At 57.6% G+C, this 18,488-nt stretch carries 18 protein-coding genes; 9 read left to right on the top strand and 9 right to left on the bottom strand.

Annotation, left to right across the window (positions count from 1 at the left end):
• Positions 1–7: 7 nt before the first annotated feature.
• The 5 genes from BXY66_RS09020 to BXY66_RS09040 all read left to right on the top strand — a co-directional run bounded on the left by BXY66_RS09020 (position 8) and on the right by BXY66_RS09040 (position 5,459).
• A complete protein-coding gene (locus BXY66_RS09020; protein ID WP_132859788.1) occupies positions 8–1,675 on the top strand; it encodes a nitrite/sulfite reductase in 1,668 nt (555 codons plus the stop codon).
• 90 nt (positions 1,676–1,765) lie between these two features.
• The gene (locus tag BXY66_RS09025) at positions 1,766–2,560 is read left to right on the top strand and encodes a phosphoadenylyl-sulfate reductase (RefSeq protein ID WP_132859789.1); all 795 of its coding nucleotides are present in this window, start codon (positions 1,766–1,768) and stop codon (positions 2,558–2,560) included.
• On the top strand, positions 2,557–2,964 hold the full coding sequence (locus BXY66_RS09030; RefSeq protein WP_132859790.1) for a DUF934 domain-containing protein: 408 nt from the start codon (positions 2,557–2,559) through the stop codon (positions 2,962–2,964). The genes BXY66_RS09025 and BXY66_RS09030 overlap by 4 nt, the downstream gene beginning before the upstream one ends.
• Positions 2,965–3,084: 120 nt before the next feature.
• Complete coding sequence (locus BXY66_RS09035; RefSeq protein ID WP_132859791.1) at positions 3,085–3,933, top strand: ferredoxin--NADP reductase; 849 nt, start codon at positions 3,085–3,087, stop codon at positions 3,931–3,933.
• Positions 3,934–4,142: 209 nt separating this feature from the next.
• On the top strand, positions 4,143–5,459 hold the full coding sequence (locus tag BXY66_RS09040) for a metal-dependent hydrolase family protein (RefSeq protein ID WP_165929136.1): 1,317 nt from the start codon (positions 4,143–4,145) through the stop codon (positions 5,457–5,459).
• A gap of 293 nt (positions 5,460–5,752) precedes the next feature.
• Here the strand turns inward: BXY66_RS09040 and BXY66_RS09045 are convergent, their stop codons facing one another.
• Positions 5,753–6,421: a hypothetical protein gene (locus BXY66_RS09045; protein WP_132859793.1), complete on the bottom strand. Its 669-nt coding sequence runs from the start codon at positions 6,419–6,421 to the stop codon at positions 5,753–5,755.
• A 197-nt stretch (positions 6,422–6,618) separates the two neighbouring features.
• Here BXY66_RS09045 and infC point away from each other — a divergent pair, with 197 nt between their 5' ends.
• Both infC and BXY66_RS09055 read left to right on the top strand, forming a co-directional pair.
• On the top strand, positions 6,619–7,164 hold the full coding sequence (infC, locus tag BXY66_RS09050) for a translation initiation factor IF-3 (protein ID WP_132859794.1): 546 nt from the start codon (positions 6,619–6,621) through the stop codon (positions 7,162–7,164).
• Positions 7,165–7,229: 65 nt separating this feature from the next.
• Positions 7,230–7,832 carry an SAM-dependent methyltransferase gene (locus tag BXY66_RS09055; RefSeq protein WP_132859795.1) on the top strand — a complete coding sequence of 201 codons (603 nt, stop codon included), beginning with the start codon at positions 7,230–7,232 and terminating at the stop codon, positions 7,830–7,832.
• Between the two features lie 116 nt (positions 7,833–7,948).
• Here the strand turns inward: BXY66_RS09055 and BXY66_RS09060 are convergent, their stop codons facing one another.
• The gene (locus BXY66_RS09060) at positions 7,949–8,344 is read right to left on the bottom strand and encodes a hypothetical protein (RefSeq protein ID WP_132859796.1); all 396 of its coding nucleotides are present in this window, start codon (positions 8,342–8,344) and stop codon (positions 7,949–7,951) included.
• A 138-nt stretch (positions 8,345–8,482) separates the two neighbouring features.
• Here BXY66_RS09060 and BXY66_RS09065 point away from each other — a divergent pair, with 138 nt between their 5' ends.
• The gene (locus BXY66_RS09065; protein ID WP_132859797.1) at positions 8,483–9,019 is read left to right on the top strand and encodes a hypothetical protein; all 537 of its coding nucleotides are present in this window, start codon (positions 8,483–8,485) and stop codon (positions 9,017–9,019) included.
• A gap of 86 nt (positions 9,020–9,105) precedes the next feature.
• Here BXY66_RS09065 and BXY66_RS09070 read toward each other — a convergent pair whose 3' ends face one another.
• The 7 genes from BXY66_RS09070 to BXY66_RS09100 form a co-directional block, all read right to left on the bottom strand.
• Positions 9,106–9,894, bottom strand: a complete 789-nt coding sequence (locus tag BXY66_RS09070) for an FAD binding domain-containing protein (RefSeq protein WP_132859798.1) — start codon at positions 9,892–9,894, stop codon at positions 9,106–9,108.
• Positions 9,895–9,907: 13 nt separating this feature from the next.
• Positions 9,908–12,286, bottom strand: coding sequence for a xanthine dehydrogenase family protein molybdopterin-binding subunit (locus BXY66_RS09075; protein WP_132859799.1), 2,379 nt, complete (start codon positions 12,284–12,286; stop codon positions 9,908–9,910).
• 121 nt (positions 12,287–12,407) lie between these two features.
• Positions 12,408–12,893, bottom strand: coding sequence for a (2Fe-2S)-binding protein (locus BXY66_RS09080; RefSeq protein WP_132859800.1), 486 nt, complete (start codon positions 12,891–12,893; stop codon positions 12,408–12,410).
• 166 nt (positions 12,894–13,059) lie between these two features.
• Complete coding sequence (locus BXY66_RS09085) at positions 13,060–14,046, bottom strand: molybdopterin-binding protein (protein WP_132859801.1); 987 nt, start codon at positions 14,044–14,046, stop codon at positions 13,060–13,062.
• A complete protein-coding gene (locus BXY66_RS09090) occupies positions 14,043–15,011 on the bottom strand; it encodes an XdhC family protein (protein WP_132859802.1) in 969 nt (322 codons plus the stop codon). The genes BXY66_RS09085 and BXY66_RS09090 overlap by 4 nt, the downstream gene beginning before the upstream one ends.
• 93 nt (positions 15,012–15,104) lie before the next feature.
• Positions 15,105–16,364, bottom strand: coding sequence for a vWA domain-containing protein (locus tag BXY66_RS09095; protein WP_132859803.1), 1,260 nt, complete (start codon positions 16,362–16,364; stop codon positions 15,105–15,107).
• A gap of 59 nt (positions 16,365–16,423) precedes the next feature.
• Positions 16,424–17,332: an AAA family ATPase gene (locus tag BXY66_RS09100; RefSeq protein ID WP_132859804.1), complete on the bottom strand. Its 909-nt coding sequence runs from the start codon at positions 17,330–17,332 to the stop codon at positions 16,424–16,426.
• Between the two features lie 189 nt (positions 17,333–17,521).
• Between BXY66_RS09100 and BXY66_RS09105 the strand changes: the two genes are divergently transcribed.
• Positions 17,522–18,466 (top strand): phosphoadenosine phosphosulfate reductase, encoded by a 945-nt coding sequence (locus BXY66_RS09105; protein WP_132859805.1) that lies wholly within the window; start codon positions 17,522–17,524, stop codon positions 18,464–18,466.
• Positions 18,467–18,488 lie beyond the last annotated feature (22 nt).

Raw genomic sequence — 18,488 nt, forward strand, 5'->3', positions numbered from 1 at the left:
CGCACCCATGTATCACTATAACGACTTCGACAAAGCTTTCCTCGCAGAGCGCAATCGCCAGTTCCGTGCTCAAGTGGAACGTCGCGTCGCGGGCAACCTGACCGAAGACGAATTCAAGCCGCTTCGCCTGATGAACGGCCTTTACCTTCAACTCCACGCCTACATGCTGCGTGTAGCTATCCCTTATGGCACCCTGTCGTCCGCCCAAATGGATACGCTGGCGCTGTTGGCGGACAAGTGGGACAAAGGCTACGGTCACTTCACCACCCGTCAGAACATCCAATACAACTGGCCGAAACTCACTGATGTTCCGGACATGCTCGATGCTCTGGGCGAGGTTGGCATGCACGCCATCCAGACTTCCGGAAACACGATCCGAAATGTGACTGCCGATCACTTCGCGGGGGCGGCTGCCGACGAGATCGAAGACCCCCGCCCCGTTGCAGAACTGATCCGTCAATGGTCTACCGATCACCCTGAATTCCAATTCATGGGGCGAAAGTTCAAGATCGCTGTCAGCGCCGGTTCTCAGGATCGCGCGGTTCTAAAGGCACACGATCTGGCAGTGCGCATTGTGCAAAACGAAGCCGGCGAAGTCGGTTATCAAATGCTTGTTGGTGGCGGCCTGGGCCGGACGCCGATGATCGGCAAAATTCTTCACGACTTCCTGCCTCGCGAAGACCTGCTGCCCTTCATTGAAGCGACGGTCTCGGTCTGGAACCAGATCGGCCGCCGTGACAACAAATATAAAGCGCGTATCAAGATCACCGTGCACGAACATGGTCTAGAAGACATCCGTGCCCGCGTAGATGAGCGTTTTGCACAGATCCGTCCGACTTTTACAGGCGTTGATCAGGCCCTGTTTGCGGATATCAAAGACCATTTCGCGCCGCCCGCTTTCCGCAACGCACCGGTTGTAGAGTTTGACAGCGCGTATGACACCAACCCGATGTTCCGCAGCTGGGCCGACACCAACCTGTCTGAGCATCGCGTGGACGGTTACTCCATCGTCACTGTTTCGTTGAAAAAACACGGCGAAACGCCGGGCGACGCCACATCCGAGCAGATGCGTGTGCTGGCGCAGATTGCACGGGACTTCGGTTACGACGAGCTGCGCATCAGCCACGAGCAAAACGTGATCCTGCCACATGTGCACAAATCCGACCTGCCCGCAGTCTACGCCGCACTGCGCGAAGCAGACCTGCACACCGCCAACATCGGCCTGATCAGCGACATCATCGCCTGCCCCGGCATGGATTACTGCGCGCTGGCAACGGCGCGTTCCATTCCGGTCGCTCAGCAGATTGCCGAGCGTTTCGAAGAGCTTAAGCTAGAGCATGACATCGGACATCTGCAGATAAAGATTTCCGGATGCATCAACGCTTGTGGTCACCACCATGTCGGTCACATCGGCATTCTGGGACTGGATCGCGCTGGCGTCGAAAACTACCAGATCACGCTTGGTGGCGATGCTACTTGGGATGCGGCCATCGGAGAGCGCGCCGGACCGGGATTTGCCTATGACGAAATTGTTCCGGCGATCGAACGGCTGGTGAACGGCTACCTGGAGATGCGCGAAGGCCCTGAAGAAACTTTCCTTCAGACCTACAAACGTCTTGGATTGTCGGCCTTCAAACCCCATCTGTATCCGGAGACTCAGGCCAATGCGGCCTGATCTCGCACCCTTCATTCAAAAGCTGGCCATGGGCGTCCAATTCCGGGCGTCCGCAACCGCCCCACGTCAGGACTGACGAGGTACAGGCATATGCAACATAACGGCTTTTCTCTTCTCAAATCCCCGCTAAACACGGGGCTGAACCCGGACGGTCCACTGGACCCGCTCCAGGCAAAGGTTGATGCTCTCAACACCCGCTACCGTCACCACTCTGCGACCTCGGTGATGGAGGCCGCGCTGAAGGATCCACAGGCTGGCAAGCTGGCACTTGTATCCTCATTTGGAGCCGAGTCCGTCGTGTTGCTGCACATGGCCGCGGTGGTCGACCGCTCCATACCGGTGCTCTTCGTGGATACGGAAATGTTGTTTACCGAAACCTTGGCTTATCAACAAGAACTGGCTGAGCGTCTGCATCTTGAGAATGTTGAGGTGATCCGCGCATCAGAAGCCAGCATTGCAGCAGAAGATGCCGATGGCACTCTGCACCAGCGCGATACAGATGCCTGCTGCTCGCTGCGCAAGACACGTCCACTGCAAAAAGCCCTGCGCGGCTTTGACGGCTGGATCACCGGCAGAAAAAGGTTCCAGTCCGGCACGCGTGCCGCCCTTGATTTCTTTGAAGTTGAAGACTTCACCGGACGCATCAAGGTCAACCCTTTGGCCCACTGGACGCCCGAGAATGTGCGCGACTATATGATTGAAAATCGCCTGCCCAGGCACCCCTTGGTGGCTCAAGGCTATCCCTCCATTGGATGTGCGCCCTGCACATCCAAGGTGGCGGAAGGCGAGGACCCCCGATCCGGCCGCTGGCGGGGTGAGGACAAAGACGAATGTGGCATCCATTTTGTGAACGGAAAAATGGTGCGAACAGGAGAGACGAAATGAGTGTAATTGTAACCGACGCTGGATTTGGCCGAGATGACTGGACCGGTGGATTTGTGCCATTGGACGAAGCCGCAAACGACGTGATCGCGCTGGATGTGCCTTCAGACACCGATCCCGCGGAGCTGGCAACGAAATTGGCTGGGGTCGAGATGATCCGCGTCGATTTTCCCTCTTTTGCCGATGGGCGTGGCTTCACGATCGCTCGGCATTTGCGCCTGAATGGCTACACCGGCAGACTGCGTGCCAAAGGCCACGTCATCTCGGACCAATACGCAATGGCGCGGCGCGTCGGCTTTGACGAGGTGGAAATCTCTGATGAACAGGCCAAGCGCCAACCGGAAGGTGAATGGAAATTCCGCGCCGACTGGAAGGCCAACGATTATCAGTCGCGAATGCGCGGCTAACACATACAAAAATCGCGATGCGACCTTGCGTTATGTCAAAGCCGCATCGCCGATATGCCTTTAAAAAACACCTGAAACTGCTAGATGAGGGGCAAGGGTCAATCCCGCCCGAGATGTGACATGAACGAGCAAACACCCGTGACAACCGCACCCGCCGCCAAGGCCCCGAAACTGCCGAACACCGAGACCGTGACAGAGGTGAAGCACTACACCGACCGTTTGTTCTCCTTCAAATGCACGCGCCCTGCGTCGCTGCGTTTCCGGTCCGGCGAGTTTGTCATGATCGGCCTGATGGGCGACGTGAATCCCAAGACGGGCAAACAGGTACCACTGCTGCGCGCCTATTCCATCGCCTCCCCGAGCTGGGACGAAGAATTGGAATTCTATTCGATCAAGGTGCAGGACGGTCCGCTGACCTCCAAGCTGCAGCACATCAAACCGGGCGACGAGATCTTCCTCAAGCCCAAGCCTGTTGGGACTCTCGTGCATGATGCATTGATCCCCGGCAAGCGCATCTGGTTCTTCGCAACCGGCACCGGCTTTGCCCCTTTTGCGTCTCTGCTGCGCGAGCCTCAGACCTATGAAGACTACGACGAAGTCATTATCACACATACTTGCCGCGAGGCAGACGAACTGATCTACGGCCGCAACATCATCGAGTCACTCAAGGAAGACGAGTTGCTGAACGACGTGATCGGCGAGGGCTTCTGGAAAAAGATCAAGTACTACCCAACCACCACGCGCGAGGAGAGCGCCAAAATGGGGCGGATCACCGACCTGATCAACTCGGGCGAAGCCTACAAGGATCTGGGTGTGGAACCACTCAACCCTGACAACGACCGCGCAATGATCTGCGGAAATCTGGCGTTCAACCTCGAACTCAAAGACATGCTGGAGGCCGCTGGACTTGAGGAAGGCGCCAACTCCAAACCCGCGCAATACGTGGTGGAAAAAGCCTTCCTCGACTGAGGCTTAAACAACATTTTTTAAGCGCCCTCGATCCCAGATCGGGGGCGTTTTGTTTTGGGAAGACGGTGAAGCATGCTCAAGTTGGCGCCGAACCGACACTGCAAGTCTCAAAACAAGGTCTGCTCTGCGGGACGGAGCTGCCGATGAGAACAATTCCTTTGTCCGCTCCGGAAGTTGATCTAGGTTTAGCAAGGAATAGGGAGGTAAATATGAAACTAATTTGTTTTGCTTTAGCCGCGTCCTTTGCCGTAACCACTGCAATCGCGGAAGATGATCGACTACCACAAACTCTTTTTACAAATGTGAATGTCTACGACGGTGTGACACCAGAGTTGATGATGGGTGCCAACGTTCTTGTAGAGGGTAACCTGATAAAACAGGTGTCCACCGAAGCAATTGATGCTCCGTTGGCCACAGTCATAGACGGCGGTGGAAGGACGCTTACTCCAGGGCTTACTGATACTCACACACACCTTCATATTGTTGCGGCTGCCGTCGACATGGAACAAATGCCGGGTCAGGAGGCGGCCATCCGCGGTGCTGTTGCTGCGGAAGATATGCTTATGCGTGGTTTTACGACTGTCCGCGACCTTTGTGGCAACACTCATGGGATGCGGAGGGCCATCAACGCCGGTGTCATTCCCGGCCCGCGTATTGTTTCGGCTGGTGCCTGCATTGGTGGATGGTCAAGCCATGCTGATTTTATGACGGATACATCAGTCAAAGGGCAGACGAACATGGAGCGGATCGGGATGGTTCGGATCGCGGACGGCCCCGATGAAGTGCGGCTGGCAATCCGAGAGGAAATGCGCAAGGGGGCCAGCTTCATCAAGATCATGATCGGTGGAGGACTTTCCAGCCGGTACGACCCACTCGACGTCACGACTATGTCGAAAGAAGAAATTGAAGCCGCTGTCGATGAGACTGCACGATGGGGCACTTACGTCACTGCGCATGCATACACGGACGTCAGTCTGAACCTTGGAATGGACGCCGGGATGGTGACGTTTGAACATATGCACCTCGCGGGTCGCGAAACCTTCGAGCGCCTTGCTGAAATCGGTGCCGTTGTCAGTTCGCAAGTTGGTGTGGTTCCAACACTTTGCGACAACCCACTGTTCAACACCGCGGCAACAAAGGCCAAAGCCTGTAACCTTCAAGAAGGTGGTATTGCGTCATTCGGATACATCAATGATCTAAACATTCGCAGCGGATATGGTGTAGACAGTTTCGGTTCACTTGAGGGGTATCGCTACAACAGCGACGCTATGCTCGTTCGGAAAGAGTATTTCAGCAATGACAAAATCCTTGAGCAAATGTTCGCGAACAACGCTGAGTTGATTGCAATGACAGGCGAGCGAAACCCCTACAAAGATGGGCCTCTCGCGGTCATTGAACCCGGTGCCTATGCGGACATCATCCTTGTTGAAGGCGACCCGACACAAGATGTTGCGGTGTTTTCTGAATGGGAGACGGGGATTGATCTGGTCATGAAAGACGGTGTGATCTACCGAAACGAGCTCTAGTGCTTCGGCTGATTTGGGTTTGTGCGCGCGCGCCTGGCGCACTCACGGTATGCGCCGGGCTGGCCTCGGCTCAACCATTTGAGCATTCCGTTGCAAGCACAGCATAGAACACATTGGGCTCGTAGCCGCCATTCTCTCCGCAAGGCAGCCACCCTAATTTAGACGTTAGGCCCGACACGGTCGTCCGCAATCAAACCGAACTCAATTTATTGCGTATTCTCGCAGGACACCTGCCCCACGAAAAAACGCCCCCAACCTCTCGGTCAGGGGCGCGCTCATTTGATGGATGTGACTTACAGACCCAAAGCAGCTTTGATCTGGTCAAGAACCTTTGTCAGCACTTCAGGATTGTCTTTTGCGCTCTCCAACGTGGTTTTGAGCGTTGTTTTCTGAAGCGGGTCGAGTTCGGAGCCATCCACCATTGCCATGACTTTGTCGAAGTCAAAGCCTTCGGGCGTCAACAGGGTCAGCATTTCAGACGCACTGTCTGCGGCGCCTTCCGCAGCTTCGGTGGCCACCTGCGACGCATTTTCTGCTGCCTCGGATGCCATCTCAGTGGCTGCGTCCGCGGCCTCGCCAGCCGCTTCGGTGGCTTCGGTCACCGTTTCCGTCGCCGCATCAGCTGCCTCGGTTGCCGCGTCTGCAACATCCTCGACGGCTTGATTTGCAGCCTCTGTGGCAGCTTCCGTCGCCGCATCTACAGCTTCGCTCGCGGCCTCGGTTGCCTCTTCAACGACGCTTTCCGCCGCAGCACCAACGGCTTCCATCGCCTCAGAGACAGCGTCTTTCGCCTCTTCTACCGCTTCCGCAGCTTCGTCCTTTGCAGCTTCTGTTGTGGACGCAGCCTCGCTCGTCGCATCGTCCCTCATGGCCGCGGCATCCTCGCCGCCCTGACCGGAAATAACAAAGTAGCCGACAGCCGCAGCCGCCACCAATACGATTACAACAATCAGATTCTTCATAAGCAAAACTCCCTTGCTTCCTGTCCGGTTAAACCTTCCCGGCTTTCCTAGTCTTCACATGCGACAGCTTTCTGACGAGTCTCTAGGGGGAAATTGGCGATAAATGGCTCAATCTCGCGCAAATCGGCGGTTGTAACGGCAGGAAACCGCGAATAAATTACCGCCCCATACACATCCGCTATCGAAGGAACAAAACCATAGCCCGCAGACCCCACAACGCACCGCCCCAGCGCGATACCGGCCCTCGAGTAAACGAGCGTATCCGCGCCCCGGAAATCCGGTTGATCGGTGCAGAAGGCGAAAACGTCGGCGTCGTGTCACCCGCTCAAGCCATGAACATGGCCGCTGACGCCGGACTCGACCTCGTAGAGATTTCTCCGAACGCGACACCGCCCGTTTGTAAGATCATGGACTTCGGCAAGTTCAAATACGAACAGCAGAAGCGTGAGTCCGAAGCCCGCAAGAAGCAGAAGACGATCGAGGTCAAAGAGGTTAAGTTCCGCCCAAACACGGACAAGCACGACTACGACGTGAAAATGCGCAACGTGTTCAAATTCTTGGAGAATGGCGACAAGGTGAAAGTCACCCTGCGCTTCCGGGGCCGCGAAATGGCCCACCAGAACCTGGGTCGCGAGCTGCTGGAACGCGTGGCGGAAGACATCAAGGAATTGGGCAAGGTGGAAAACATGCCCAAGATGGAAGGCCGCCAGATGATTATGATGATCGGCCCGCTTCCGAAATAAACATTCCCAAGCCCCCGCCCATTTCGGCGGGGGTTTTTCTTTGTCTGAATTGATTTGAGGCCCCCATGTGGGAAGAGCGTTATTCCGGGTCCGATGATTACGTCTTCGGCACCGATCCCGCCCGGTTTCTTCTGGACCACGACCAATACCTGACCTCCGGCCACACAGCCCTTGCCGTCGCTGACGGCGAAGGCCGCAATTCAGTGCACATGGCAAAAAAGGGCCTAAGCGTCACGGCACTCGAATTTGCCCCCACCGCCATCGCCCGCGCCCATGCCTTGGCCGAAGCCAATGGCGTAACCCTCGACATCCGGCAAACAGATGTGCTGCGCGACGACTGGCCGAACGAAACCTACGATATTGTCGCTGGCATCTTCATCCAGTTCGTCGGCCCTGACGGACGACGCATCCAGTTCCAGCGCATGAAAGAGACCACAAAACCAGGTGGGCTTGTCATGCTGCACGGCTACACGCCAGAACAGCTCGACCACGGCACCGGCGGACCGCCTTTCCGCGAAAACATGTACACCGACGTCATCCTGCGCGCCGCCTTCGTCGGCTGGGAGATCCTTGAGTGCCGCGCCTACGAGCGCGAAGTCCAGGAAGGCCGCGGCCACTCCGGCATGTCCGCCCTGATCGATTTTGTGGCGAGGAAGCCGAAAACTTGATGAGGTGCCTCCTGTCTTGGCCGGTTTGGTGGAACTGCTAAAGACCTGCTCTTTCCGCCCCGATCGTGAAAGCAAGTCCCCCAACGACAGTGAGCGAGCAACCTATAGGTCCAACCCTAAGAAATCCCCCTCTCACCTTTGACCCACTTCACCGCCTCAAACCCGTCAAACGCCAGCGACACGACGTTCACAACCAACAAAACCACAAGCAAAGTCGCATAACTTCCCTGCACCTCGTCAAACATCGCAGGCCGCAGGATCAGCAACACAACCAAAGGCGTCCAGAACACCAGATGCGGAAAGGCCAGAGCCGCAGAAAACCCACGGTCCCGCAGCAAGATCGGCAGATTGAACGCCATGCCTGCCATGCTCAGCGCCGCCACCCAGAGCGCAGACGGATGCGCATCAAGAAAGAACACCGGCGCTATGTTCACCGGGGCGAGCACCAGAACCATCCAAAGCCGCACCCACAGCGGGAGCCGCTGAAAACTGCGCCAAATCTCTCCAACCATCGGCCTCTCCACCTTCCGCATTAACAGCACACAATAGACTAACTGCCGCGCATCCCCTAGCCTGCCCCCACGACCACCAAAGTCACAACCGATCAAAATCGTCGGACAAACAGACAATTACGGAGGCACGTCACATCAATGAGCAAAACTAATCTAATTCCGTCACTTCTCAGAGGCGCCGCAGTCGGCGCCATGGTCTTTGCAGCGTCAGCAGGCTTCACTGCAGACCAAAACGTTCTTCCAACCAAGGGCGACAACATCGAGACTTTCTGGAAATCCAAATTTTGGACGATCTTCAAAAACAACTCACGCCAGTCCTGCTTCATTGAATGGCGCAGCGAAAACAGCGTCGTCCAAGCCGGTCTCACGCAAACACAGGGCTCCGCTTACCTCGGCGCATTTGTGAAAGGCTATGAACCTGCCGAAGGCGAACACGACATTGCCATCTCGTTGAACGGCAACATGTATGTTGGCAGTTCCACTACTGTGTCGCGCACTCTGTCCGGCGACTTGAAGGGCGGATACATCGTCTTTGATAATCCCCGCTTCGTTTCGGACTTGGTCGAAGCGCGCGAGTTCATTGCCTTTGACGACACAGCCAGCACGGTAACGGTGAAGCTCAAGACGCCGCAGAACGCCATCAACCGAGCACAGGACTGCATGGAAACCTTCTAAACCGGTCTCCTTCTAGTGCAAAAAATAGGGCGACGCCTTGGCGCCGCCCTTTTTTGTGACTGCCTGTCTCAAGGCAATCTATAGACTTACCCCGCAGCCGCGACGGCGCGTTTGGTCAGTACTGCCACCAGATGCGCGCGGTAGGCCGCTGTGCCGTGCAGATCGGCAATCATGCCGTCCGCGCTTGGCGCCGCAGGCACCGCATCCGGCGAGAAGTTCGCCGACAGCGCCTCTTCCGCCGCCGTCCAGCGATGCACGCCTTCCTCAGACGCACCTGTCACCGCCACGCGCACACCGTCCGCGTATTTGGCAACATAAACACCAACCAGCGCAAAGCGCGACGCAGGCTGTTCGAACTTCTGGTAATTCGCCGCCTCCGGCACCGGGAAACGCACCTCGGTGATGATCTCACCTTCGTCGAGGGCGGTGGTGAACATACCTTGAAAGTAGTCGTCTGCCGCAATTTCGCGCGCATTGGTGACGATGGTCGCCCCGGAACCCAGTGCGCCAGCAGGGTAACACGCTGCCGGATCATTGTTGGCCAACGAACCGCCGACGGTGCCTCGTGCACGGACCGCAGGGTCGCCGATACCTCCTGCAAGAGCGGCCAAGGCAGGATAGCTAGCAGCGGCCTCAGACGCGACGGTTGCGTGGGAGGTCGCCCCCCCGATACAAACCGCGCCGTCGTCACCGATGCAGACGCCCTGCATTTCGGCAATACCTTTCAGGCTTACCACCTTGGACGGGCTCGCAAGGCGCTGTTTCATGGTCGGGAGAAGCGTTTGCCCCCCGCCCAGCGCAGTTGCGTCTTCATCTCCCAATGCGGCAACCGCATCGGCGATGGTCGAGGGTTTCTCAAACTCGAAGTTGTACATAGCTGTTCCTCCCTCAGCCGTTCATGGCCTGCCAGACGCGCGATGGCGAAACCGGCATGTCGATATGAGTAATGTCGTGACCGCCCGAACGCAGCGCGTTCACGACAGCATTCACAACAGCGGGCGGAGATCCGATTGCACCGGCCTCACCGCAACCTTTAACGCCCAACGGGTTATGCGTACATGGCGTCTGGCTGGAATGGTCCACGCCGTAGAATGGCACATCAGAGGCTCGTGGCATGGCGTAATCCATATAGGACGCGCTCAAGAGCTGACCGTTCTCGTCATAGGCCGCGTTTTCAAGCAACGCCTGACCAATGCCTTGACCGATACCGCCATGCACCTGACCGTCAACAATCATCGGGTTGATGATATTGCCAAAGTCATCTGCGGCATTGAAACGCTCAATAGTGACTTTGCCAGTCTCCGGATCCACTTCCACCTCGCAGGCATAGGCGCCCGACGGATAGGTGAAGTTGGCAGGATCATAGAACGCGGTTTCTTCCAGTCCGGGCTCGATATCCTCCAACGGATAGTTGTGAGGCACATAGGCCGCAAGCGTCACATCTCCCCAGGCTACAGACTTGTCTGTGCCAGCCACAGAGAACGCGCCATCCTTCAGCTCAATATCGGCCTCAGCCGCTTCAAGCAGGTGAGCCGCGATTTTCTTGGCCTTGGCGATGATCTTCTCGGTTGCACGAACCATAGCAGAGCCACCAACCGCGATAGAACGTGAGCCGTAAGTACCCATGCCCATCGGTGTCTTGTCGGTATCGCCGTGTTCGATTTCGACCATGCTTTCGTCGATGCCGATCATCTCTGCAATCACCTGCGGGAAGGACGTCTCGTGCCCCTGCCCGTGGCTGTGCGAACCCGTCATGACCACGACACCGCCTGTGGCATTCACCCGCACAGTAGCACTTTCATAAAGACCGGCACGTGCGCCGAGCTGTCCAACAAGATTGGACGGCGCGATGCCGCAAGCCTCGATATAGCAGTTTACGCCAAGCCCGCGCAGCTTACCTTTTGCTTCGCTCTCTTTGCGACGCGCTTCAAAGCCACTCAGGTCTGCCATCTTCTCCAGCACGTCCATAGTGCCGTGGTAGTCACCCGTGTCATAGGCAACGGCCACCGGAGTTTCGTAGGGGAACTCAGTGATGAAGTTCTGTCGACGCAACGCAATCGGGTCAACGCCGAGTTCCAGCGCAGCTTTGTCAATCACACGCTCCAGCTGATAAGTCGCTTCCGGACGCCCAGCGCCTCGGTATGCGTCAACCGGCACAGTGTTGGTGAAGACCGCCTTCACGTTCACATAGATAACCGGCGTCTTATAGTTACCGGCCATCAGAGTGCCATGTAACCAAGTCGGCACCGACGGCGCAAAGGTCGACAGATAAGCACCCATGTTCGCGTGCGTGTCCGTACGGATCGCGGTGAAGTTGTTGTCCGCGTCCAGCGCCAGTTCGATCTTGGTCACATGGTCGCGACCATGCGCATCCGAGATAAACGCCTCGGAACGTGTCGACGTCCATTTGACAGGACGGTTGATTGCCTTGGCTGCGAAGGTACAGAAGGCCTCTTCAGCGTAGTGGAAGATCTTGGCACCAAAACCGCCACCGACATCCGGCGCGACAACCCGCAGCTTGTGCTCCGGAATGCCCAAAACAAACGCGCCCATCAAAAGGCGGATCACATGCGGGTTCTGGCTTGTCGTATAAAGGGTGCTATCGCCCGTGGCGCGGTTGAAATCACCAATGGCGACGCGCGGCTCCATCGGGTTCGCAACCAAACGGTTGTTGCGCAGCTCGAGCGTGGTCACATGCGCCGCCGCTTCAAACGCGGCATCTACCGCCGGTTTGTTCTCTTCAACGAACCCCCAGTCGTAGCAAAGGTTGCTGGTCAGATCGTCGTGCACCTTAGGCGCATCCGCAGCCAGAGCTGCCTTCATGTCGACGACGGCCGGCAGTTCTTCAAGGTCCACTTCAATGGCTTCTGCGGCATCCCGCGCCTGCTCCAGAGTTTCCGCGACGACGGCGGCAATCTGATCACCCACATAACGGACCTTACCCTGAGCCAGCACAGGGTGCGCCGGTTCCTGCATAGGTTCGCCGTGTTTGTCCGTCACCTGCCAGCCGCATGGAATGCCACCTACGCCTTCAAAATCGGCACCAGTGAAAATCCGGATCACACCCGGCATGGCATTTGCTGCATCAAGGTTGATCCCCTTGATGTTGGCATGCGCCACATCCGAGCGCAGGAAATGCACATAGGCCTGTCCATTGACCTGAATGTCGTCTGTGTAATTACCGGTCCCACTCAGGAACCGGACGTCTTCGCGCCGCTTGGGGCTGGCGCCGATGCCGCTGCTCTTTTCTTCGAGATCCTTTGGCATGTCTTTCCTCCCATTAGGTCGGACTCCACAGGCCGGGATGTCATCCGCATGGCCGGGTCGTCCGAAAATTGCTCTCCCGCGCGGCTCCTCTTCCGCACAGGCTTGCTGTCAGTCTCGGGCGTTACTCCGCCGCGATGCTGCTCACGTCCTGACCGCTGGCTGCCATGATCGCCTTAACGATATTGTGGTAGCCCGTGCAGCGACAGATATTGCCCTCGAGGTGATGGCGTACTTCCGCTTCGGTCGGCTTTGGGTTGGTTTTGAGCAGGTCCGCAGCGGACATGATCATACCTGGGGTACAAAACCCGCACTGAAGCCCGTGATGGTCCTGAAAGGCCTGCTGCAACGCGTTCAGCGTGCCGTCCGGCGCAGCCTGACCCTCAATGGTGTCAACCGACGCGCCATCCGCTTCCATGGCCAGCATGGTGCAGGACTTAACAGCGACACCATCCACATGCACAACACAGGCGCCGCACTGACTGGTATCACAGCCGACGTGCGTGCCTGTCATCCCCAGAGTTTCCCGTAGAAATTGGCTCAGCAAGGTGCGTCCTTCGGCGTCTCCGGACATTTCCTTGCCATTCACGGTCATTGTGACCTGTGACATTGGCTCCTCCCGATTTAGCTATTGTCATTGGGCAAGAGTAAAGCAGTCGCTCCGCCACAGGGGAAGCAGGATTTTGTGACATTTCCATATCGGGGTGTAGACATTGGTCGTAGCTGCGCACGCAGAGAAGTTGTCGAAGTTGCAGACGGCGCCGAGCGCGCGCCGCTCAAACAATCGTTTCACGCGGCATCGGTCGGATCGGAATTTCCTTGAGCAATCCGCCCACACCCATGCCCGAGATATCCGAGTGAGTCACTTCAAGCCCGCAAATCACCCGCTCCAAAACCCAGTCCGCTCCGTTCAGAGCAGGAGAGCGCGCACATCCCGGGAGACCGATCACCGGCTTCTCTCCCAGCGTTCCAAGGAACAAAAGATTTCCAGGGTCTACGGGCATGCCAAACCGCTCTATTGTACCCCCGGCCGCGCGCACAGCTTGAGGCGCGACGTCAAGAACGTCTGAAGTCGCAGATGCGGTCAAAACGAACACGACTTCCCCCGGCGCGTCCTTCATGGCTTGCGCAAGCGGTGCAATCTCATGGCTCACCAGTGCCCGTTCCGTCATACCCATGCCCATGCGTTCCACCCGACCGGCCATGGCACGCCAACCTTTGTCTGGAAGCACTTTACCGATGGTCGTCTCGATCAGCGTCGCGGTTTTGTAAACCGGGGGCAACAGGGTCACACTTCCCGAAGCCACCGAACAAGCTGCTTCAAGTGCATCGTCACTCACCGCATAGGAAATGATCTTGATGGTCGCGATCATCCCGTCTGCGTCGACGCGATGATGGTCAGGTACCGTTGCTATGGTAATCATTGGATCCACGGCATTTATCTTGTGGATGACACCTGCATCTATTCGGATCAGACCGCAGCCTTGCGCGTAAAGGTTCACGCGACCTGCACCTGCTCCCGTGGCACGCAAGCCGTTTGCGCCGTCGAGGACTGCCTCCGCCAATCGTGCCGCTGCGGCGTCTTCAGCCACATCACCTGCTTGCAGACGCGCCACGGTGACGGTCTCAAAGCCTGCGGCTTTCAACGCCTGCACATGGCTTGCTTCCAGCAGAGTGCCTTTAGGTATTCGCTTATCGGCAACCAAAGAATGCGCGAGCACCGCGCCCTCCGCCTCGTTGACCGGAACGGGCCCGAACTTCATGCGCCCTTCCTCAATACACGCAACATCTCGCCCATGATTGAAACGGCAATCTCTGATGGCGACGCCGCTCCAATATCCAGTCCAATAGGTCCGTGGATGCGATCGATTTCTTCCGCCGAAAACCCGGCCCCCTTCAACCTCTCAACCCGTTTCGCGTGGGTGCGAGAGCTGCCCAAGGCGCCAACGTAGAAAGCTGGCGACTTCAACGCTATGTGCAACGCGGGATCATCCAGCTTCGGATCATGCGTCAGCAAAACCAGCGCGGTACGCGCGTCCAAACCAATTCTTTGCATCGCCTCATCGGGCCATTCGTCAATGATAGTTTCACCGGGAAAACGTGCCTCGGATCCAAAAGCGCTGCGTGGGTCAACTAGCACAGGATCAAACCCGGCGATCCGGGCCATTGGAACCAAGGCCTGAGCAATATGTACGGCCCCGACAATGGCAAGTCGCAAAGGCGGGTTGTGAATAGCTACAAAGCGCCCGTCTTCCTCGACACCGGAACGGTCCATGCGGAAGCGTTCCTCGAAGCCATCGGACGTTAGCCTCCCGCCACCTGTCTCGGCATCACAAACATAGGCAACGGCCTTGCGCTCCGCCCGCGCCGACACAAGCTCTGCCAGAACTTCTTCGCTCAGCACGGAACCAACTGGCTCCACAAGAACCTTGATCGTCCCGCCACAGGCCAGCCCCACGGCAAAAGCATCTCCGTCGCTGACGCCGAACTCTAATAAGATTCCCTTGCCCGTCTCGAGACTGTCCATCGCTTCAAGCATTACGGCACCTTCGACGCAGCCACCCGAAACAGACCCCTCAAGTTGGCCATCACCAGACACCACCATCTGCGCACCAACGCGCCTTGGCGCGCTACCCCATGTCTGGACCACCGTGGCCAAAGCCGCTCCGCGTCCCGCACGATGCCACTCAAGTGCCAATTCCGGCGCGCCTTGCAAAAGCTCAGCCATGTGCATTCTCCATTTTCAGTCCCACAACGATGGTCCGCTTCGCTCCGGAGGACAACCGTCTACGCCACTGCCATCTTCCGGACCAACCCGTCGTCACGCATCCATACCCGCCATCAGTCGCGCCTTCTCACCCAGATCATCCGGCCTCGAGATTGCCTCCGCCAGTTCTTCCAGCGTGGCAATGGAATGCCCTGCCCGAAAGCTGTGCACATACGGCAACATCGCCTTGATCCCTTGCGCCTTGGCCGCAAAACCTTCCCAGCGCAGCAGCGGATTGAGCCAGATCAGCCTTTTGCTGGACAGCTGCAGTCGCTGCATCTCTATTGCCAAAGCCTCAGGGTCCCCGCGATCAAGACCATCCGAGATCAGAAGAACCACCGCACCTTGTCCCATGACCCGCCGCGACCAGTCCCGATTGAAGGAATGCAGGCACTCGCCAATACGCGTGCCGCCCTCCCAGTCCTGCGCCTCGGCACCTGCGGCCGCCAACGCCGCATCAACGTCTTTGGTTGCAAGATGACGGGTGATGTTTGTCAGCCGCGTGCCGAAGGTAAAGCCATGCACCTTGGCCCAACCGGCGCCCTTTGTATTCGCAACGGCGTGGAGAAAATGCAAAACCATCCGGCTGTATTGGCTCATAGACCCTGAAATATCGCAAATCACCACCAAATTGGGCCAGCGTATTCGGCGGCTTTTCTTCGCCGGCATCTGCAGTTCACCACCTTGGCGCATGGAATTGCGCATAGTAGCGCGCCAGTCCGGCCGCCAGCCCAGCGCATCCGCTTTCATCCGCCGCGATTTGATCGGCTGAACCGGCAAGGCCATGCGAGACAGCATACGTTTTGCCTGAGCGATCTCCTCGGTGCTCATCTGTTCAAAATCCAGCGTGCGAAGCTTTTCTTCGGTCGAGATTGTCATCGATGCATCGATTTCTATCTCTGTACCTTCCTCCTCATCGGACAGCCCTTCAGGCACATCCTGATTAGCCCCGTCCAGCAAGGCCTCCGCCGCGCGCTTTTCGCCGGCTTGCCCCGCGCGTTCTTCCTGAACGCCACGTACTGCGGGCAACATCATCGACATCATGTGCTCGAGGTATCGCGGGTCGCGCCAATACAGCCGGAAAACCTGAGCGAACACGGTGCGGTGTTCCGGACGCGAAACGAAACAGGCGTGCAGCGTCCAGAAGAAATCCTGCTTGGAGGTAAAGCCCGCCGCTTCGACTGCCCGGATCGCGTCGATCACGCGCCCGGGACCAATCGGGAGCCCCGCCTTGCGCAGGGAGCGCGCAAACCAGGTGATGTTCTGGGTCAGCTTGGGATCATCGGGGATTTCAAGAGGCAGGTATTCAGGCATTCAAAGCAACAAAGGGCCAGTTTGGGGCCCTTCCCTGTTTTCTACAGCCGCATGAGGCATCATGCAGGCTCCAGCGTCGCCCGCGCCTCATCAAGCAACCGTTTGGCCTCAGAGCCCTGAAGTTTGGCAATGTCATCCTGATACTTCAGAACCGCTCCCAGCGTGTCCGCAATCACTTCGGGGCTCAGCGTCAGCACGTCCAGCGCGAGCAGGCATTTGGCCCAGTCAATCGTTTCGGCAACGCCAGGTTTTTTGAACAGGTCTTCGGTACGCAACCGCTGCACAAAAGCGACGACCTCTCTACTTAGGGCTTCCGCCGCCTCTGGCGCACGAGATGTAAGGATTTCCATTTCACGCGCGAAATCGGGGTAATCCACCCAATGGTAAAGACACCGCCGCTTCAGCGCATCGTGGACCTCGCGTGTCCGGTTAGAGGTGACAATCACAATTGGCGGCTCCGGAGCCTTGATGGTGCCGATTTCCGGAATGGTCACCTGAAAATCGCTCAAGGCTTCAAGCAAGAAGGCTTCAAATGGCTCATCCGTGCGGTCCAGTTCGTCGATCAACAAAACCGGCGCACCTCCGTTGTGCGGGCGCATCGCTTGCAAAAGCGGTCGCTCTACGAGGTAGTCCGGGCCGAAGAGCTCCTCCTGCAATGCGGCTCTGTCAGCTCCGCCACTGGCCTCTGCCGTGCGGATCGCAACCATCTGCGCCGCGAAATTCCATTCATAGACAGCGCTCGCCGCGTCCAGACCCTCGTAGCATTGCAGTCGGATCAGATCGCGCCCCAAGGCGCTTGCGATGGCCTTTGCGATCTCGGTCTTGCCGACGCCAGCTTCCCCTTCGAGGAAAATCGGTCGCCCCAGCCGCAATGCCAGAAATGTCACCGTCGCAAGATCGCGCCCGCAAACATAGCCTTCGCCGGCCAGCAGTTCCTGCACATGATCAATGCTGCTCACTTCGCTCATCGCGACCTCCCCTTTGGGCGTCAGGCTGCACATGACGCTTCTCAAAGGTCAATACGCACCGCCCGCGACAAAAGTTGTAGAAAAGCTGCCCGCTTCCCAATTTTTGCCGCAAATGGCCACTAGCTTCGTTACCAATAACAAGTGACCGCGCGCCCGATCGGGACGACGCAGGGTACAAGGATTGAGCAAATGCAGGATTCCCCAAACGGCTTTGACGTGCCGATGCTGGGTTTGAAACGGGCCGCCTGGCTGGCCAAACTGGAAGAAGTTGCCGAAGAACACGGTCACTTCCAGCCGCTAGGAGAGCGCCACTGCGCCACTCTCATCGAAGACAAGCCTATTCTTCTTGTGACCTTTGAAACCATGCAGGGCATCCAGAAGCGCGGAGACACAGGACAGCCGCTTGGCTGGGAACTGGTACGCGAGCTGGGCTGGTCACATTTGTGCATCCTCTGTGACGGTAATACGTGGTATCGCGAACCCGAGGTGATCGCCTATTTCGATCGCTTGACCGACGACGGCTTCTTTGACGAATTCGATCAGGTGATTTTCTATGGGGCCGGTACCTGTGGATACGCGGCAGCAGCTTTCTCTTTGGCGGCCCCGGGCGCAACCGTAATCGCCGTCAAGCCACAGGCCACACTGGCACCCGACATGGCTTCTTGGGACCACCGCTTCCCTGCTGCGCGCCGGCGGTCCTTTTCCGGCCGGTACGGCTATGCCCCGGACATGCTGGGAGGCGCCGAGAAAGCTTTCGTCATCTATGACCCGCTGGAAGACCTAGATGCTATGCACGCGGCGCTATATCGCCGCCGCAATGTCGAATTGCTTCCGGTGCCGCGCATGGGGAGCTTGCTTGAACCGCAACTTCTAGAAATGCAAATTCTTTTCCGCATTCTGGCCAAAGCCGGCGCCGGCAAACTTGATCGGCAGGCGTTTTACAAACTCTACCGCGCACGGCGCAACCACCTGCGCTACCTGAATCGTCTTCTGGCCGATATCGAGGCCAAAAAGCGCCCGTATATCAAGGCACTGCTCTGTGCGAACGTCGCCCGCCGCCTGCACGAGCCCCGCTATATGCGGAAGCTCGATCTATTGGTTCAGGCCGCGGACGCCGGACGACTGGCCAGCTAATCCGTTTTCCAGCCCCGACAGG

The organism is Shimia isoporae, from assembly GCF_004346865.1.
Taxonomy (GTDB): domain Bacteria; phylum Pseudomonadota; class Alphaproteobacteria; order Rhodobacterales; family Rhodobacteraceae; genus Shimia; species Shimia isoporae.

Coding starts and splice junctions, on each gene's coding strand:
- BXY66_RS09085 (WP_132859801.1), bottom strand. CDS start 14,046: ATGAAGTTCGGGCCCGTTCCGGTCAACGAGGCGGAGGGCGCGGTGCTC.
- BXY66_RS09025 (WP_132859789.1), top strand. CDS start 1,766: ATGCAACATAACGGCTTTTCTCTTCTCAAATCCCCGCTAAACACGGGG.
- BXY66_RS09020 (WP_132859788.1), top strand. CDS start 8: ATGTATCACTATAACGACTTCGACAAAGCTTTCCTCGCAGAGCGCAAT.
- BXY66_RS09090 (WP_132859802.1), bottom strand. CDS start 15,011: ATGGCTGAGCTTTTGCAAGGCGCGCCGGAATTGGCACTTGAGTGGCAT.
- BXY66_RS09080 (WP_132859800.1), bottom strand. CDS start 12,893: ATGTCACAGGTCACAATGACCGTGAATGGCAAGGAAATGTCCGGAGAC.
- BXY66_RS09035 (WP_132859791.1), top strand. CDS start 3,085: ATGAACGAGCAAACACCCGTGACAACCGCACCCGCCGCCAAGGCCCCG.
- BXY66_RS09055 (WP_132859795.1), top strand. CDS start 7,230: ATGTGGGAAGAGCGTTATTCCGGGTCCGATGATTACGTCTTCGGCACC.
- BXY66_RS09030 (WP_132859790.1), top strand. CDS start 2,557: ATGAGTGTAATTGTAACCGACGCTGGATTTGGCCGAGATGACTGGACC.
- BXY66_RS09040 (WP_165929136.1), top strand. CDS start 4,143: ATGAAACTAATTTGTTTTGCTTTAGCCGCGTCCTTTGCCGTAACCACT.
- BXY66_RS09060 (WP_132859796.1), bottom strand. CDS start 8,344: ATGGTTGGAGAGATTTGGCGCAGTTTTCAGCGGCTCCCGCTGTGGGTG.
- BXY66_RS09075 (WP_132859799.1), bottom strand. CDS start 12,286: ATGCCAAAGGATCTCGAAGAAAAGAGCAGCGGCATCGGCGCCAGCCCC.
- BXY66_RS09070 (WP_132859798.1), bottom strand. CDS start 9,894: ATGTACAACTTCGAGTTTGAGAAACCCTCGACCATCGCCGATGCGGTT.
- BXY66_RS09045 (WP_132859793.1), bottom strand. CDS start 6,421: ATGAAGAATCTGATTGTTGTAATCGTATTGGTGGCGGCTGCGGCTGTC.
- BXY66_RS09105 (WP_132859805.1), top strand. CDS start 17,522: ATGCAGGATTCCCCAAACGGCTTTGACGTGCCGATGCTGGGTTTGAAA.
- BXY66_RS09065 (WP_132859797.1), top strand. CDS start 8,483: ATGAGCAAAACTAATCTAATTCCGTCACTTCTCAGAGGCGCCGCAGTC.
- BXY66_RS09095 (WP_132859803.1), bottom strand. CDS start 16,364: ATGCCTGAATACCTGCCTCTTGAAATCCCCGATGATCCCAAGCTGACC.
- BXY66_RS09100 (WP_132859804.1), bottom strand. CDS start 17,332: ATGAGCGAAGTGAGCAGCATTGATCATGTGCAGGAACTGCTGGCCGGC.